Raw genomic sequence first — 16,793 nt, 5'->3', positions numbered from 1 at the left:
TTATCTTTGAAAAATCTTTCTTTATGAAGAAGTCTTTTCAGGCAGTCCCGCTTCTTTCTCCAGCCGGCTTAAGCGCCAGGAGGTTCCCAGAATCAAGACCGCGCCAACAAGCTGAATGGCGTTAAGCTGTTCGTGAAGGAAGATAACAGAAAAGAAAATCGCACTGACGGGATCCAGATAACTGGAAAATGCGGCCGTGGTGCTGTCTAAACGCGGCAGCGCGCTGAAGTACAAGGCGTAAGCCAATCCGGTGTGCACGATGCCCAGCAATAATAGAAGTCCCCATTGCGAAAGCGATAGTTCAAGACCGTTCCACAACGCCGGCTGAACTAAAAGATAACCGAATAAAACCGCGGCCGCGATCAAAAGCTGAAGGCAGGAGCTGTCCAGGCCGTCGACCTCTTTGAAATAGGGGTTGATCAAAATAATCCCAGCATACATGAGCGCGGCGATGAGGCCAAGCCCGATGCCCAGTCCTGAATGGATTCCCAGAGCGGAACCGGGATTGATCAACAGACAAAGACCCGTCAGTCCCAGAACTAAAAGCAGCGCGGCTTTTCCGGAGAAACGGAGGGAACGAAACAGCACAAACAAAGCGACGAGAATCGGCGCCAGATAATAACATAAAGTGGCGATCGAGACCGTCGTCAGCCGGTAAGCTTCAAACAGGAAGACCCAGTTGGAGCCTAATAAAATGCCGGACATCAACAAGGCGATCCGGGATTTGCGGCTTTGCGGAAGGCGCGGTGGTTTGCGGCGAAGGCATTGATACAGGAATAAAAAACAACCGCCGATCACGGCCCGGAAAAAAGCGATAAGCGCTGAGGACAGAGTGAGCTGGTGGACAAACAATCCCAGACTGCCGAAAATCAACATCGCGCTGATCAGCTGGATCTGACTTCGTTTCATACCGGATTCACCTTGCTTTCCACTTCTTCTTAGTTATAGAATAGAAAAGAAGCAGATCGCTGTCAATGAAAAGAGGGCAAGAATATGATTACTTTTATTCAGGGTGATATCACTTCAGTGCCGGCCGAGATCATCGTCAATGCTGCGAACCGCTCATTGTTGGGCGGCGGAGGCGTCGATGGGGCAATCCACCGGAAAGCGGGTCCGCAGCTGATGGCGGAATGCCGGACTCTGCATGGCTGTGAAACCGGTCAGGCGAAAGTGACAAAAGCTTATGATCTGTCATGCCGCTGGATTATCCATACTGTCGGTCCAGTGTGGAGCGGAGGACGACATCAGGAAGTGGATTTGTTGGCAAGCTGTTACCGGCAGTCGCTGCGCCTGGCTCGTCAGCTGCAAAAGGAATACAGACTGTCCTCGTTGACGATTGTTTTTCCGTGCATCAGCACAGGCATCTATCATTTCCCTAAAGCGCTGGCCTGTTCAATCGCTGTGGACACGGTGCGGGATACGTTAAGCGAGCTGCAGGCTGAAAAGGAGATCGACGTCATTTTCTGCTGCTATGAAAGCGAAGATGCGCAGCTGTATAAAAGACAACTGGATAATAAAGGCGATTAGACGGAAGACTCATAAAAAAAGAGATTTAAAAATGGGAAAACTAAGAATTTCAGAATCCGCGGATTCGCAAAACGCGGTATACTGATGAAAAGAGGGAAGGGCGAGAAGATGAAAAAATTTATGGACGAAGATTTTCTGCTTCAAAATGATACGGCGAAACAATTATATCATCAGGCGGCGGAGACGATGCCAATCCTGGACTATCACAATCATCTGGAACCGCAGGTTATTTACGAAGACCGCTGTTATCCGGATATTGCGGAAGTCTGGCTGGGCCGCGACCATTATAAATGGCGGGCGATGCGGGCTGACGGCATCGGCGAGGATAAGATCACAGGCAAGGCTAGCGGCCGGGAAAAATTTGATGCCTGGTGCGCGGTGATGCCGGATTTGATCGGCAACCCGCTGTATCATTGGACACATCTGGAATTAAAACGATATTTCGGCATGGATACGATTATCTGTCCGGAGAATGCCGATCAGATTTGGGAACAAACCAACGCGATGCTGAACACGCCGGAATATTCGGTGCGGAACCTGCTTCGGAAAATGAATGTTAAGACGCTGTGTACAACGGATGATCCGCTGGATGATCTGCGCTGGCATAAATTGTTGAAGGCTGACTTTGAAATCCGGGTGCTGCCGGCCTTCCGTCCGGATCCTGTTTTAAACATTGAGAAAGAGGGTTATCTGGAGTATCTTGGAAAGTTAGCTGAGCTGACAGGCGAAGACTGCGGCAGCTGGGAAGGGCTGAAGGCTGCGTTGAAAAAACGTATGGATCATTTTGCCGAACAGGGTTGTAAATTGAGCGATCATGCGTTAAACGGAGATTTTTATGCGCCGGCGGATGAGGCTCAGATTCAAAAACTGCTGGACCAGAAGAAAGCCGGCCAGCCCCTTACGATCTCACAGCTGCGTCAATACCGCGGCGCAGTGCTTGTTTTTTTAGCCAGTGAATATGTGAAGCGGGGATGGGCGATGCAGCTGCATATCGGCGCGCTGCGCAATAACAATTCACGAATGTTTGCCAAACTGGGGGCGGATACCGGATATGACAGCACGGATGATCCGATGATCGCGGGTCAGCTGAATTCGCTGTTGGACGCGATGGAACAAAACGCAGGCGTACCGAAGCTGATTCTGTACAGTCTGAACTCCAAGGATTATGAAGTGTTGGCCACCGCCGCCGGGAATTTTCAGGATGGAAGCCTTCCTGGCAAGATCCAGCTCGGTTCGGCTTGGTGGTTCTGCGACCAGAAGCGCGGAATGGAAAAGCAGCTGGATACGCTGGCGGAGGTCGGCTTGTTATCCCGGTTTGTCGGGATGCTGACGGATTCGCGCAGCTTCCTGTCGTTTCCACGTCATGAATATTTCCGACGGATTCTCTGCAATAAGTTAGGAACCTGGGTTGAAAATGGGGAAGCGCCGCAGGATTGGACGCAGCTGGAGAAAATGGTCAGAGATATTTGTTACGACAACGCCGTTCGGTATTTTGAGTTCTAAATTTCAAATATAGGATGAAGAATAAGCGTTTTCAACGGTTTTAACTTTAAAGTCGGGAGCTGGGGTTTCCGGCTTTTTTTATCAGGAAAAGCGCGATCCTGTAAATCAACGTTGATTTTATTATTTCATAGCAACTATATTGTAAAACTATATAGTATATGTTAAATTATAGATAACCGATAAACAAGGAGGGACTCAGCGATGAAAATCATTCACCTGCAACTATTTGAACAAGCCTCGGACCTGTTGTTTCGCTGTCAGCTGTATTTGGAAAAGGATGAAAGCTTCTGGCTTTCCGATCAGCTGACTCTCCATCGCATCGTGAGCCAGGATCAAGAAATTGCCTTCGAAGCAGGTCCCTCAGAACCGATGCTATTCCGCTCGGCTGCCCGCAAGATTACGCCGCAGATCGTTCAGGCAGGGGAAATCGTGATCGAATATCAAGGACAGCCGGTTGGATGGGGGAATGTCAACCGCTCCGATTTATTGGCCCTTAACGTTTATTCCGTTTACTATCCGCAGCCGAAGACCTTGTCCCTCATTCCGTTTCTACTGACATATCGAGGCCGGCCAGGACAGGTCATGCTGGAGGGACAATGGGATGAAGCTCAGAAGGCCTGGTTTTCTTCAGGGCTGGCCGGGGATTCCGGCAATGTCGTGATCTATAAGCCGGAAAGCAAACTGACGCAGGAAAATGCCGCAGTGCAGTTTATCTATTTCAATCCGGATGAAACGGAAATCATTTCCCGCATGGTCGAGGAAGTTGAACAAATTCTGATGGAATATCAGACAGCCTATGGCGCGCGGAAGCTGCCGCAGCGAAAAATGATATCTTTGGATATTCCCGACTATCAAAATGCCGGCGCTTTCCAGCGTGGGGAGTGGACGTTTTACACGCGGATTCTGCCGGAAGATTGTTCTCAAATCCAGGAACATGCCGATCGGATGATTGGCTTGATGGCGCATGAACTGGGTCATCTCTGGTTTACCGGCGCCGACGTTTCTTCCTGGGAGGACTGGCTGAATGAAACAGGGGCGGAATGGGCTTGCCTGCGTTACTTGATGAAACACGGCCCGACATGGCTGCTTAAGCAAAAATTGAACATGCTCGTTTCCACTTGTGCACCGCTGCGGCCGATCCGCACGCCGGAAGGGAAGAACGATGCAAAAAGCATCCATCAAAAAGGAACGGCTTTGTTTTTAAAACTGGCGTTTGATCATGGAATGACGGTCGTCGATCAAATCCTTTCCTTGTTAGCGAACCTGACGGTTAAGTCCACGGCAGCTCTGCTGGAAGCAATCCGCCGGGAACTTTCCCCGGAACTGGCCGCGGCGATTGAGAAATTTCTGGATCAGGCTGATTTTGGACTGCACGGGGAGGATCCAATCTTAAAGAAATGGATTGAAGCCGTAAGTCAGGCATCCGCGGAATAGAACGGAAATATCAAAGTAAGAAAGAAAAGTTGATTAGGATACTAAAAGAGGAGCATACACTCCTCTTTGTTGTCTATGTCAGAATCTGGGGCAGAAGACAATTTCGTCCATGCTTTCCCCAAGAGCTTTAGAACATCCTGATTGGAGAAAGTTAGATTGATTTCCCCGCGACATAACCGGTCCGCACGGCTTCCAGGACACTGCCGATCCCCTGGGCGTCGCCGATCGTGATGACCTCAGGGCACAGATCCTGAATCTGGTTTGCTAATGCGTTGTTCGGCCGGTCGCCGACTGCGATGATGACATTGTCTGCCGGAATTGTCTGTTGTCCTTCGGCCGATTCGACGACGACGGCCTGATCCTGAATTTCCACGCAGCGGGTATTCAATAATTCGCGGCAGTTCAGCTCGCGCAGATGTGCTTTGAGGACAAACCGCGTCGTTTCCACCATCTTGCCCATCAGCCGGTCGCTCATTTCCACGATCGTGACGGATTTGCCCGCGTCCAGCATCCATTCCGCCGTTTCGCAGCCGACCGTGCCGCCGCCGATGATCACAATGTTTTTGCCTGTCGACTTGCCCAGCAGCGCTTCTTTGGCGTTCATGACCAGCGGTTTGTCAAAGCCCGGAATCGGCAGAACTGCCGGCAGAACGCCGGTCGCGACGATGACGACGTCCGGTTTCAGACGCTCGACTTCCTCGCGGGTGATCGGATGATTGAGTTCGACCGTGAAGCCGCGGTATTCGGCCTGGCCTTCCATATAAGGAATATAATCGGCAAGATTCTGCTTATAAGGCGGAACGATGGCCGGGATCAGCTGACCGCCTAACCGGTCTGCCGCTTCGTAAACGGTGACATGATGTCCGCGGATCGCTGCCACTCGAGCGGCTTCGATGCCAGCCGGCCCACCGCCGACCACCATCACGTTTTTAATCGTTTCCGGTTCCGGCAGCGACGCGTCGTTATCATCGTGGCCGAATACGGCGTTGCCGCTGCAAATCAGTTCTCCGTCATGGTGCAGCTGGTTGTCCATGCACTTCTGGCAGCCGATGCACGGCCGGGCATATTTCCATGTGCCGTTGAGGATCATGTTCGGCCGGTTCGGTTCTGTCAATAAGCCGCGTCCCATGTGGATGAAATCGCAGACTCCCTGGGCCAGCGCGCCTTCCGCCAATTCCGGATCATAGGTTCGGCCGCCGGAAATCAGCGGAATCGTGATCGCCGGCCGGCCGCGGCCTTCCAGATTCGGCCGGTCTTCGTTTTCCGCGATCATCGCTTTGCGGATCATACCCGCTAACGGGAAGGTCATGCCTTTCGGCTGACCACCGGCTGGAATATCCTTCAACGTCGCCACATCGCTCCAGTTGCAGGCGATGACCTCGATCGCATCCGCGCCGGCCTGCTGCACAAGATAACAATTCAACAAGCCGTCCATGACGCTGACACCGCCGTTGAGGCCGCCGTCGATGACGTTCATCTTGATCAGAACCGGGAAGTCAGCTCCGCAGCGAGCTTTGATCTTGCGGATGATGTTGCAGGCGAAACGCGCCCGGTTCTCCGCGCTGCCGCCATATTCGTCAGTCCGCAGATTCGCGGTGGCGGAGAAGAACTGAGCGACCAGATAATACCCGGCCCCATGCACCTCTACGGCGTCGTAGCCGGCCTGCTTGGCACGGTAGGCGGCATCCGCAAATTTATCCTCCAGTGCAACGATTTCATCGTGCTCAAAAGCCCGCGGCGTTTCTCCGGTCAGCCCGGTCAGAAAACTATACGGCATCGCGACTGCGGAAGGGGCAACAGCCGGCTGGTTCAGCTTGTGCAGTACATCCAGATTGGCGCCGCGTCCGGCATGGCTGAGCTGGATCGCACACTTGGAACCATATTGATGAATGACGTCGGTGATCCGGCGAAAGCCCGGAATGTACTTGTCGTCGCTCAGTGCGATGTATTGGGCGGTGTTGATGCCCAGCGGCGGATCGACGCAGGTGACCTCGGTGATGATCAGGCCGGTGCCGCCTTTGGCGTTTTCGGCGTAGCGGTTGACGATCGCATCCGTGACGAAGCCATCTCGTCCGGCATCGGTCCCCATTGGCGGCAGGACGATGCGGTTTTTCAGTTCCAGTGTGCCAATTTTGCCCGGCGAGGTGAGGATTGGAAATAAATCAGACATAAAATTCTCCTTTCTTGTGAATGTGATTCACATTGTTGCTTCTATTATACGGGTATGTGCAAATTTTATCAATATGAAAGTGAATTAGATTCACAAAAACTTTAAACAAAGCGCTCTCTTCTGACGCAATCTTGACACCACCGGTGGGCTGGGCTATAGTTAAGCACAGAAAAGAGGGATAGTATGCCGCGATCCGCACGCTTTACGACAACGCATGATCTGCTTAAGAAACAGGCGCTGGCGTTGTTCCTTGAAAAAGGCTATGAACAGACGAGCATTCAGGAAATCACGGAACGCGCCGGGTTAGCGGTCGGTTCCTTTTACCGGCATTTTCCATGCAAGGAGGAGATTTTTGTCGAGATTTGGGACGAATATGCGGCAAAGAATATCCGTGAAACGTTGAAGAAGGCGGAAGCGGCCGGGGATCTGAAATCGTTTCTGGATATTCTGATGCAGGAAAACGAACTGTTCGCGGATGATCCGGTCACGGCGGCGCTCTATTCGACGCAGGCTTCCTTGATCAGCTCCCACCGGGTCGATAATTTTCCGGCGATCGCGGAGTGGTCGATGCGTTACCGGCGTCAGCTTCAGGAATACATCCAGCGCCATGATCCCGACTTAAGTGAAAGCGAAGCCCGGACCCGGGCGAACGTCGTTCATTGTCTGCTCAACAGCTATGCGATGCGTTATGCCGATCGGCTGCAGCGCTTCACCTATGATGCCAAACCGTTCCGTGCAATACTTTATTCCTTATTAAAATTGGAGGATTACGATACCAAAGATCCGCTGTCGTCCGCCGTTTGATCTGTTTTTCAAGTCCTTGGGAAATTCTGTCAGAATTTCCTTTTTTCTTGTGTTTTCCGGTTGAAATGTAAAATTGAATATGGTAATCTAAACATGCTTGTGTGAAAGCACAGCTAGAGGCGCGGAGATTAAGAGTACGCTGATGGAGGCCGAAAGCCTGAGAAGTCAGCCGGAAAGGATGATCCGCCGAAGTCGCTTTGTCATAAAAGCGGCTGGGGACCTATCGAACAGGTAGGTCACTGTCTTTGTAAAGATGCCATTTTACAAAGGAGCACTATCTTAAGGCATATAGGGATGAATGATGATTTCCATTGATCTTTACATGTTTTAGGATGTAAAGATTTTTTTTGTTAAGGAGGAAATTGTATGCGCAAGAAAACTGCCACATCATTCAAAATGCCCCATACCTATGTCATTATCTTCGGCATGGTCCTGCTGACCGCGCTGTTGGCGAACATTGTGCCGGCCGGGGAATTCACCCGTGTCCTGGACGAAGCCAGCGGCAAGATGGTCGTCGTCGCCGATTCGTTCCATTACCTGCCGAAAACCGGCTGCAGTCTGTTTGAAATTTTCACTTCGATTCAGTTAGGCTTCATTGACGGTGCTCAGATTATTTTCTTCATCGTCTTTGCTTACGCCTTTGTTTATATGTTATTGAAAAACGGAACGTTCGATGCGGTCGTCGGCGCCGTTTTGCGAAAGATCGGCAACCGCGTACACCTGTTGATTCCGATCTGCATGATCGCCTTCGGGATCCTCGGCTCAACCATCGGTCTGTTTGAGGAAACCTACGGCCTGCTTCCGATCTTCATTTCAATTGCGATTGCGCTGGGCTTTGACGCCATCGTCGGCGGTTCGATCGTCTATATCGCGGTCGCGGTCGGCTTTGCGGCGGCGACGATCAATCCGTTCACGATCGGCATCGCGCAGGAAGTATCTCAGGTTCCGCTGTTTTCTGGCCTGGGTTACCGGGTCTTCTGCTTTGTTATTTTCATGGGCATCTCGATCATTTATGTCTGGCGCTATGCGGAGAAGGTCAGAAAGCATCCGGAAAAATCAATTCTGGCCGGTGAAAACCTGAATTTCCGCGAAGTCGGTACTAAGGAAGAACTGATGAAGCGTGATTTTACGCTGACGCAGAAAATTTCCGGGCTGTGTTTCATTTTCACCGTCGTCATGCTTTTGATCGGCACGATCAAGCTGGGCTGGTATATCAATGAAATCGCGGCGCTGTTCATCATCATGATGCTTGTGATCGGTCTGGTGTCCCGGTTTACGCCGAGCCAGATCGCGCAGTATTTCATCGAAGCGGCGAAGGATATGATGTTCGGCGCGCTGATCGTCGGGCTGAGCCGGGCGATTCCAGTCATCATGGACAACGCACACATCATCGACACGATTGTGTACTGGCTGTCGACCGGTTTGGCGCAGTTTCAAGGCATTGCGAGCGCGATGGGCATGTTGTTTGTGCAGAATATCATTAACTTCTTCATTCCGTCCGGTGGCGGACAGGCGGTCGTCACGATGCCGATTTTAGCGCCGGTTTCTGAAATGGTCGGCTTGAGCCGGCAAATCGCGGTTCTGGCTTTCCAGTTCGGCGACGGGTTTTCCAATATTTTCTGGCCGACCTCCGTCTTTATGATGTGCGGAATTATGGGCCTGCCGGTCAACAAGTGGTATAAGTTTGTGACGCCGTTGTTCGGTTTATTGTTCATCGCGGAAATTGTGCTCTTAACGATTGCCGTGCTGATCGGATACTAGACGGGAGGAAATCACGATGGAAAAGAACTTGGCGATGCTGCGCGAGGCGCTGTTTGCGCGGGAAGCGGAAATGGCTGAACAGTTTGAACAAGTCCGCGATGAAATCTACGCCCATCCGGAACTGGGGTGTGATGAGGTCTGGTCGTCGCAGTATTTGTGTGAAAAAATGCGCGGCTATGGTTTCACGGTCACGCAGCCTTACGGCGGTCTGGCAACGGCGTTTCGCGCTGAGCTGAACTGCGGCGATGGTCCGAAAATTGCTTTCCTGGCGGAATATGACGCGCTGCCGGGCTATGGTCCGGAGCATAACCAGAACGCCCATGCCTGCGGTCATAACTGGATCGCAGCTTCAACACTGGGCGCAGCCGCCTTGCTGGCGCAGATCAGCGAAGAATTCAGCGGTACAATCGTTTTGATCGGAACGCCGGCGGAAGAAACGCTGGGCGGCAAGTGCGACCTGGTTGACGCGGGCTGCTTTGACGATATTGACGCGGCATTTCAGATGCATTTAGGCGCGGAAAACAACATTCATGTCGTGTCGCTGGCGATGGATTCCCTGCAGTTTGACTTCACCGGGAAAGCGGCGCACGCTGCGGCGTATCCGCATTTAGGCATCAATGCTTTGGATGCCGTCCAGCTCACGTTTGCCGGGATCAACGCCCTGCGCCAGCACATGCAGAGCGACGCAAGGGTGCATGGGATTGTAACCAACGGCGGAGCGGCGGCCAACATCGTGCCGGAAAGCGCGTCCTGTCAGTTCTATATCCGGGCGAAATCCCGCGCTTATCTGGAAGAATTAACACAGCGGATCATCAACTGCGCCAAGGGCGCGGCGCTGATGACGGGTGCGTCGTTAGCTTATCATAACTTTGAGAACTCGTATGACGATCTGGTTTACAGCGAGCCGTTACGGAAGCTGTTGAAGGAAAATCTGGAAGCGCTGGGCGTGACTCATTTTGTGCCGCAGTCCAACGAAGCCTCCGGCTCGACCGATATCGGCAATGTCTCGCATGTTTGTCCGACGGTGTATTGCGAAATTGAAACCGACGCTTGTCCGCCGGTGTATGCGCACAACGAAGATTTTCTGGACTATGTTCATGGTCATGCCGCCGATCATTCGCTGCACACAGCGATTAAAGCGATGGCCTTCAGCGCGCTGCAGGTTTTTCTGAACCCGGAGCTGTTAAAAGGCGGACTGTAAAGCGTTCCCAACGCTCAGCAATCAGCGGGATTCAGAAATTTCCAAAACAAACGACGAAATAAAACCAAGAGCCGCGGGAAGCGGCTTTTTTAACAGACTCTTTGAAAGGCTGAAAACTTTGGCATTCTGTCTGAAAAAGCAAGCGAAGCCTTTCCCCAAGTGCGGGCGGGGCTTGTGTTTGCCGTGAGAGATGTTTATAATCGGATTGAAGTCATCGGACTTGAAGGAGGAATTGAACAATGCAGAGAATCGTAACCATTCAGGATATTTCCTGCGTCGGTAAATGTTCGCTGACCGTGGCGCTGCCGATCATTTCGGCGATGGGTGTGGAAACAGCGATCATCCCGACGGCGGTGTTGTCGACCCATACAATGTTTCAGAACTATACATTTCATGACCTGACCGACGAAATCGCGCCGATCGCACGGCATTGGCAGCAGGAACAGATTGATTTTGCGGCGATCTATACGGGATATTTAGGATCGAAACGGCAAGTTCAGCTGATTTCCGATTTCTTTGATCAATTCAAATCTGAGGATAATTTTATCTTTGTGGATCCGGTCATGGCGGATAACGGCAAGCTTTATCCACTGTTTGACCTGGACTTTGCCGCCCAGATGGCCAGGCTGTGCGCCAAGGCGGATATCATCGTGCCGAATCTGACGGAAGCATGCTTTCTGACGGGGATGGAATACCGCGAACACTATGACGAGCAGTACATCGAAACGCTGCTGGATAAGCTGGCCGCTTTGGGAACAAAACGTGCGGTCGTTTTGACCGGTGTGGCTTTGGAACCCGGCAAGACCGGCGTCGCCGGCCGGGATCTTGTAAGCGGGAAGAAAATCCGCTATGTGCATGACCGGATCCCTGTCAGCTACCATGGAACCGGGGATATTTTCTCAAGCACGACTGTCGGCGCTCTGGCACTGGGAAAAAGCTTGCAGGAAGCGCTGGAGATTGCGGCCGACTACACCGTCGCTTGTATCCGCGAAACGATGGAACACGACGCTGAAAAGAAATACGGCGTGAATTTTGAACGCGTGCTGCCGCAGCTGATCCGCCGTCTCGGTTTATAAAAATAGAAGAGGCGAACAAAATTTAAAGCTTTTGCATCTATGGGAATCCTTCTCAGTATTTTGACGTCCTGCATACCATAAGAGATTCCTGCATCATAGAGGATATTGACGATGATATCCAGCGTGATCAACGACAATCCAGTTAAGAAATAATCACCTGTTCTGATAATTCCTGGTGGGATAAAAACTATAAAACAGAAGAAAAATGATTGAAAACAAGCGGACAGATTGGTAAAATTACATTGACTGGAAATAGCTGTTGTGCTATTATTATCACGTTGTATGCCCCTCTGATGGCTGCAACCGCTCATAACAGGGTTTTAAGACGGGAAATCGTCCCCTGCGCTGGCGAGTCTCTTTCAGAAATACATGAGAATATGAACGGAGGTGCAAGTCATGTACGCAGTAATTGAAACAGGCGGAAAGCAGCTGCGCGTTGAAGTCGGCCAGTCGATCTATGTAGAAAAGCTGGACGTTCAGCCGGGTGAAGAAGTCGTCTTCAACACCGTTGTGCTCTATGCCAACAGAACAACAAAAATCGGTACGCCGTATGTCAAGGGTGCTAAGGTCACCTGCAAAGTTGAGAAGCAGGGCAAGGAAAAGAAGGTCACGATCTTCAAGTACAAAGCCAAGGACGGTTCTTCTCACCGCAAACAGGGCCACAGACAGCCGTATACAAAGCTGACCGTTGAAGCCATCGAAGCTTAAGTCTCATGATTCGGATCAAGCTGACTGAACGTCAGGGAAAGGCGGAAACCTTACTGGCGGAGGGTCATGCGGGCTACGCTGAAATGGGACAAGATCTTGTCTGCGCCGGCGTCAGCTGCATTACGATCGGAACCAATAATGCTTTGGATGAATTAGCGCCCGGAACGTTTCAAACGGAAACCCGGGAGGGATATCTGAAAATCCGGATTCTGAATCCGGACGATCCGACCGCCCAGCTGATTCTCCGAACAGCCTGGATTCAGCTGCAGACCATTGCAGAGAGTTATCCAGAATTTATAAAACTCAAAAAACAGGAGGTGTAAGCCATGAAGTTAGTATTGAACATTCAGTTGTTCGCTTCCAAAAAGGGTGTCGGTTCTACAAAGAACGGCCGTGATTCTCATTCCAAAAGACTGGGAGCCAAGAAGGCGGACGGACAGTTTGCGACAGCCGGTTCAATCTTATACCGTCAGCGCGGCACAAAGATTCATCCGGGTGTGAATGTCGGACGCGGCGGCGATGATACCTTATTCGCAAAAGTCGACGGAACTGTAAAATTCGAGCGCGTAGGCAAGGACAAGAAGAGAGTTTCTGTCTATCCAGCAGCGTAAGTTAACAAAATCCCCGGTTGGGGATTTTTGTTTGAAGAAGTACGATCGAGGTTATTCTAAGAGGAAAGGAGGCGTTTTCCATGTTTATTGATCGTGTTAAAATGAAACTCAAGGCCGGTAATGGCGGCAACGGATTGGTTGCGTTCCGGCGTGAAAAATATGTACCCCTGGGAGGACCGGCAGGAGGGGACGGCGGCGACGGCGGCGATATTATTTTTGAAGCTGACAGCAACAAGTCAACCCTACTGGATCTGCGCTATTCCAAGCAGCTGACCGCGGGCAACGGCGGTGTCGGCAAGCCGAAGAAAATGCACGGCGCGGATGGCGACGACGTCTTGGTCAAGGTCCCGCTGGGTACGTTAGTCAAGGATCTGGCGACCGGCGGACTGATCGCCGATTTAACGAAACCCGGCCAGCGCGCAGTCATTGCCAAAGGCGGCAAGGGCGGCCGCGGCAACTGGCATTTTGCTTCCGCCCGCAACTCTGCGCCGGAATATTGTGAGCAGGGTGAAGACGGCGAAGCCAAGGAAATTCAGGTTGAACTGAAATTGCTGGCGGACGTCGGGCTGGTCGGCTTTCCCTCGGTCGGCAAGTCAACGTTATTATCCGTTGTCTCCAAGGCTCGCCCGGAAATCGCGGATTATCCGTTCACGACGATCACGCCGAATCTGGGCATGGTTCAGGTCCCGGATAGCCGTTCGTTTGTCATGGCGGATTTACCGGGTCTGATCGAAGGCGCCAGCGAAGGCAAGGGACTGGGACATCAGTTTCTGCGTCACATCGAGCGCTGCCGGGTTATTGTGCACGTCGTGGACATGGGCGCCAACGACGGCCGCGATCCGATTGAAGATTACAGAATCATCAACAAGGAGCTGGAACAATACGAACTGCGCTTAATGGAACGGCCGCAGGTCGTGCTGGCGAACAAGATGGATCTGGAGGGCGCGGAAGAGAATCTGAAGCGTTTTAAGGAAACTTATCCGGACATTCCGGTATATCCGGTGATCACGCTGATCGCGGAAGGGCTGGACGAGGTTCTTTACAAAGTCGCGGATCTGTTGGAAACGACGCCGGAATTCCCGATGACAGGTGAAACTGAAGTTGAGGAAGGCGTATTGTATAAGTTTGTACCGAAGGCGCCGGATTTCACCGTTACCAATCTGGGCAATCACCAGTGGCGGCTGGAAGGTCCGAAGGTCGAGAAACTGTTCAAGATGACTGATTTTGAGGTTGAATCGCAGGTGTATCGGTTCGGCCAGTCGCTGCGCAAGCTGGGCGTCGATGAGGCGCTGCGGCAGAAGGGCGCGGAGGACGGCGATCTCGTCTTCATCAACGATTTCCAATTTGAATTTGTCGAATAAGCAATCAGAGGCCGTTTGCGCCTCTTTTTCGTTGGCCATGGAGTGGACCAGAGGGAAATGGGATTTCTGGCTTGAAAAAAGACTTAAATAAACGATCAGTTTTTGAGTGTGAAGGAGAATGAAATGATGATGACCATGCGGTTGGCTCAGCGACAGGATTTACCGGATTTACTTCAGCTTTATACGTTTTTGGGCGATAACCCTATTCCAGAGTTGGATGCCAAACTCATGCGGCTGTGGCAAACGCTGCTGAACGATCCGCAGACAGCGATAATCGTGGCTGAGAGTCAAGGCCATGGAATCTCAACCTGCACACTGACGATCATCCGCAATCTGACGCATGATCAGCGGCCCTGCGGGATCATCGAAAATGTGGTGACGGATCCGCGGTATCGGTGTCAGGGCTTAGGCCGGAGGGTCTTGGAGGAAGCGGTGCGGATCACCTGCGAGAATCATTGTTACAAAGTGCTGCTGACAACGGGCTCCAAGCGGGAAAGTACGCTGCGTTTTTACCGTGAAGCGGGATTTAATGATCAGGATAAAACCGCCTTTGTGCGCTGGCTGTAAACGGATCCTGCCTCTAAGCCGGACGCGAAATTTTTTATTTCCTCGTTTTTTACTTCTTCATTGGTATTTTCTTTCAAGACGTCAAACGGAGGAGCGGAAACGCCGGGAAACAGACAAGTGTTGGTTAAGCCTGAGGCAAGCCTTCGTCAGTTTCCTGATTGGCTGTTTCGTTTGCGCTTGTTTTATGGTAAAATAAACGGCAGGTGATAACATGATAGCAATGATTAAAGGAACGGTTTTTGCCGTGGGTTTGGATTGGATCATAATCGAAAACCAAGGTATCGGATATAAAGTGTTCTTTTCCCGTCCGGAAGCGGTCCGGCTGAATCAGGAAGTGCGAGTCTTTACCTACCAGCACGTGCGCGAAGATGAGTTCAGTCTGTTCGGCTTTTTGTCGATGGAGGAACAGGATCTGTTCGTCAAGCTGATTTCCGTCAAGGGTCTGGGCCCGAAGACGGCGATGAATATGCTGGCGGCGGCGACGTATCAGCAGATGGTGCAGATGATTGAGCAGGGCGATGTTGCGGCGTTAAAAAAGATGCCGGGCATCGGTGCGAAAACCGCATCGCAGATCATTTTGGATCTGAAGGGCAAGCTGGTTCGCGAAGAAACCGCTGAAGGCAAGTCCAGTCAGGCAATCGAAGACGCGCTGGAAGCGCTCAAAGCATTGGGCTACAAGCAAAGCGAATTGAGCGGGTTATCGAAAATGATGCGCGAGCATCCGGATAAGACGACAGACGAATATGTGAAATTAGGTCTGCAGCATCTGCTGCAGCGGAAAAGAGGGGGATAAGGGATGGACGAGGAACGGCTGCTTTCTGCACTGCCGGAAGCGGGGGATGACGAATCATCGCTGCGGCCGCAGCGGCTGACGGATTATATCGGTCAGACCCAGCTGAAAGAAAACCTGAAGGTTTTTATCCAGGCGGCGCTGCAGCGCAATGAAACGCTCGATCATGTCCTGTTGTACGGACCTCCGGGATTGGGCAAGACGACGCTGGCCTACATTCTGGCCAATGAAATGGGCGGCAAGGTGCGCACAGCCAGCGGCCCGAGCATTGAACGCAGCGGCGATCTGGCGGCGATCTTGTCGACGCTGGAGCCGGGCGACGTGTTGTTTATCGATGAAATCCACCGGCTGCCGAAGATGGTCGAGGAAGTGCTGTATCCGGCAATGGAGGATTTCTGCATTGATATCGTTGTCGGCAAGGATTCCGGCGTGCGTTCGATCCGCCTGGATCTGCCGCCGTTTACGCTGGTCGGCGCGACGACGCGGGCGGGCGATCTGACAGCGCCGCTGCGCGATCGCTTCGGCATCGTCAATAAGCTGGAATATTATGACGAGGATCAGCTTTCGCAGATCGTTTCGCGGACGTCGCGGGTGCTCAATGTGGCCGCGGCCCCGGAAGCGGTCAGGGAAATCGCCAAGCGCTCCCGCGGTACGCCGCGAATTGCGAATCGTCTGCTGCGCCGTGTGCGGGATTTTGCGCAAGTGCTCAACGACGGCGTGATCAGTCTGGACGTCGCGCAGACAGCGTTGGATCGGCTGCGGGTCGATTCGCTCGGCCTGGACGACGTCGATATCCGCTATCTGCGGGGGATTATCGAACGTTTCCGCGGCGGTCCGGTCGGCTTGGAAGCGCTGGCTTCCAGTATCTCTGAGGAACCGATGACGCTGGAAGACGTGTATGAGCCATATCTGATTCAGATCGGCTTTATCAACCGGACGCCGCGCGGCCGGGTCGCGACGCCGAAGGCTTATGAGCATCTGAAGATTGCTTATCACGATCAGCTGTTCGATCTGTAAGCAGAAAATCAAAGGGAAAAGAAGATTCGTTGAACAAAAGGACGCAATGACCGCGTCCTTTTGTTGTTGATGGGATTCTGCTTCGGTTTGGATCCGATCTTCAATCTTATTCTGTTTTCATTGATTTCGAACGGGGATCTCTATCTTCGCAAGGCAGAATCTGACTGCGTTTGCGGAAATTGAATTCTTTCGTCTTGTTGAGAATACAAAAAAGCAGACGAGGAGACCAATAAAAAAGGATCCCCGCTTCCGGCGTTTGCCGT

Annotated in this window: 16 protein-coding genes, 1 riboswitch and 1 other annotated feature; of the genes, 14 read left to right on the top strand and 2 right to left on the bottom strand. The window is 52.0% G+C overall.

The genetic code is table 11. The features are described from left to right. Positions 1–21: 21 nt before the first annotated feature. Positions 22–909 carry a DMT family transporter gene (locus I2G61_RS07600; protein ID WP_195548099.1) on the bottom strand — a complete coding sequence of 296 codons (888 nt, stop codon included), beginning with the start codon at positions 907–909 and terminating at the stop codon, positions 22–24. A gap of 84 nt (positions 910–993) precedes the next feature. Between I2G61_RS07600 and I2G61_RS07595 the strand changes: the two genes are divergently transcribed. From I2G61_RS07595 to I2G61_RS07585, 3 genes are all read left to right on the top strand, one after another. Then, on the top strand, positions 994–1,527 hold the full coding sequence (locus tag I2G61_RS07595; protein WP_195548098.1) for an O-acetyl-ADP-ribose deacetylase: 534 nt from the start codon (positions 994–996) through the stop codon (positions 1,525–1,527). A 108-nt stretch (positions 1,528–1,635) separates the two neighbouring features. Continuing rightward, positions 1,636–3,030, top strand: a complete 1,395-nt coding sequence (gene uxaC, locus I2G61_RS07590; protein WP_072683331.1) for a glucuronate isomerase — start codon at positions 1,636–1,638, stop codon at positions 3,028–3,030. Between the two features lie 201 nt (positions 3,031–3,231). After that, the gene (locus I2G61_RS07585) at positions 3,232–4,464 is read left to right on the top strand and encodes a M1 family aminopeptidase (protein WP_072683330.1); all 1,233 of its coding nucleotides are present in this window, start codon (positions 3,232–3,234) and stop codon (positions 4,462–4,464) included. 151 nt (positions 4,465–4,615) lie between these two features. Here I2G61_RS07585 and I2G61_RS07580 read toward each other — a convergent pair whose 3' ends face one another. Then, on the bottom strand, positions 4,616–6,634 hold the full coding sequence (locus I2G61_RS07580) for an FAD-dependent oxidoreductase (protein WP_072683329.1): 2,019 nt from the start codon (positions 6,632–6,634) through the stop codon (positions 4,616–4,618). A gap of 183 nt (positions 6,635–6,817) precedes the next feature. On the opposite strand from I2G61_RS07580, the gene I2G61_RS07575 reads away from it, so the two are divergent. From I2G61_RS07575 to ruvB, 11 genes are all read left to right on the top strand, one after another. Then, a complete protein-coding gene (locus I2G61_RS07575) occupies positions 6,818–7,438 on the top strand; it encodes a TetR/AcrR family transcriptional regulator (protein ID WP_006060516.1) in 621 nt (206 codons plus the stop codon). 106 nt (positions 7,439–7,544) lie between these two features. Then, positions 7,545–7,723: riboswitch (Lysine riboswitch) on the top strand. An 81-nt stretch (positions 7,724–7,804) separates the two neighbouring features. Next, positions 7,805–9,199, top strand: coding sequence for a YfcC family protein (locus I2G61_RS07570; protein ID WP_072683328.1), 1,395 nt, complete (start codon positions 7,805–7,807; stop codon positions 9,197–9,199). Positions 9,200–9,215: 16 nt separating this feature from the next. Next, positions 9,216–10,400: a M20 family metallopeptidase gene (locus tag I2G61_RS07565; protein ID WP_195548097.1), complete on the top strand. Its 1,185-nt coding sequence runs from the start codon at positions 9,216–9,218 to the stop codon at positions 10,398–10,400. Between the two features lie 239 nt (positions 10,401–10,639). Continuing rightward, on the top strand, positions 10,640–11,476 hold the full coding sequence (locus I2G61_RS07560) for a pyridoxamine kinase (protein WP_072683326.1): 837 nt from the start codon (positions 10,640–10,642) through the stop codon (positions 11,474–11,476). 291 nt (positions 11,477–11,767) lie between these two features. Then, positions 11,768–11,842: a sequence feature (ribosomal protein L21 leader region), on the top strand. A 30-nt stretch (positions 11,843–11,872) separates the two neighbouring features. Continuing rightward, complete coding sequence (gene rplU, locus I2G61_RS07555; protein WP_006060525.1) at positions 11,873–12,184, top strand: 50S ribosomal protein L21; 312 nt, start codon at positions 11,873–11,875, stop codon at positions 12,182–12,184. Positions 12,185–12,189: 5 nt separating this feature from the next. Continuing rightward, entirely contained in the window at positions 12,190–12,507 is a 318-nt protein-coding gene (locus I2G61_RS07550; RefSeq protein ID WP_072683325.1) for a ribosomal-processing cysteine protease Prp, read from the top strand. Between the two features lie 3 nt (positions 12,508–12,510). Beyond that, positions 12,511–12,795, top strand: coding sequence for a 50S ribosomal protein L27 (gene rpmA, locus I2G61_RS07545; protein WP_006060527.1), 285 nt, complete (start codon positions 12,511–12,513; stop codon positions 12,793–12,795). Between the two features lie 80 nt (positions 12,796–12,875). Next, positions 12,876–14,156 (top strand): GTPase ObgE, encoded by a 1,281-nt coding sequence (gene obgE, locus I2G61_RS07540; RefSeq protein WP_072683324.1) that lies wholly within the window; start codon positions 12,876–12,878, stop codon positions 14,154–14,156. Between the two features lie 123 nt (positions 14,157–14,279). After that, entirely contained in the window at positions 14,280–14,723 is a 444-nt protein-coding gene (locus tag I2G61_RS07535) for a GNAT family N-acetyltransferase (RefSeq protein WP_229100707.1), read from the top strand. A 211-nt stretch (positions 14,724–14,934) separates the two neighbouring features. Beyond that, the gene (gene ruvA, locus I2G61_RS07530; protein WP_072683323.1) at positions 14,935–15,516 is read left to right on the top strand and encodes a Holliday junction branch migration protein RuvA; all 582 of its coding nucleotides are present in this window, start codon (positions 14,935–14,937) and stop codon (positions 15,514–15,516) included. Between the two features lie 3 nt (positions 15,517–15,519). Continuing rightward, entirely contained in the window at positions 15,520–16,530 is a 1,011-nt protein-coding gene (gene ruvB, locus I2G61_RS07525; RefSeq protein ID WP_072683322.1) for a Holliday junction branch migration DNA helicase RuvB, read from the top strand. The last annotated feature ends 263 nt before the right edge of the window (positions 16,531–16,793 follow it).

Origin of the sequence: Holdemania sp. 1001095H_141210_F2 (assembly GCF_015558105.1) — a bacterium.
Taxonomy (GTDB): domain Bacteria; phylum Bacillota_I; class Bacilli_A; order Erysipelotrichales; family Erysipelotrichaceae; genus Holdemania.
The sequence above is the reverse complement of the archived record's forward strand: the minus strand, read 5'-3'. Positions and strand labels throughout refer to the sequence as shown.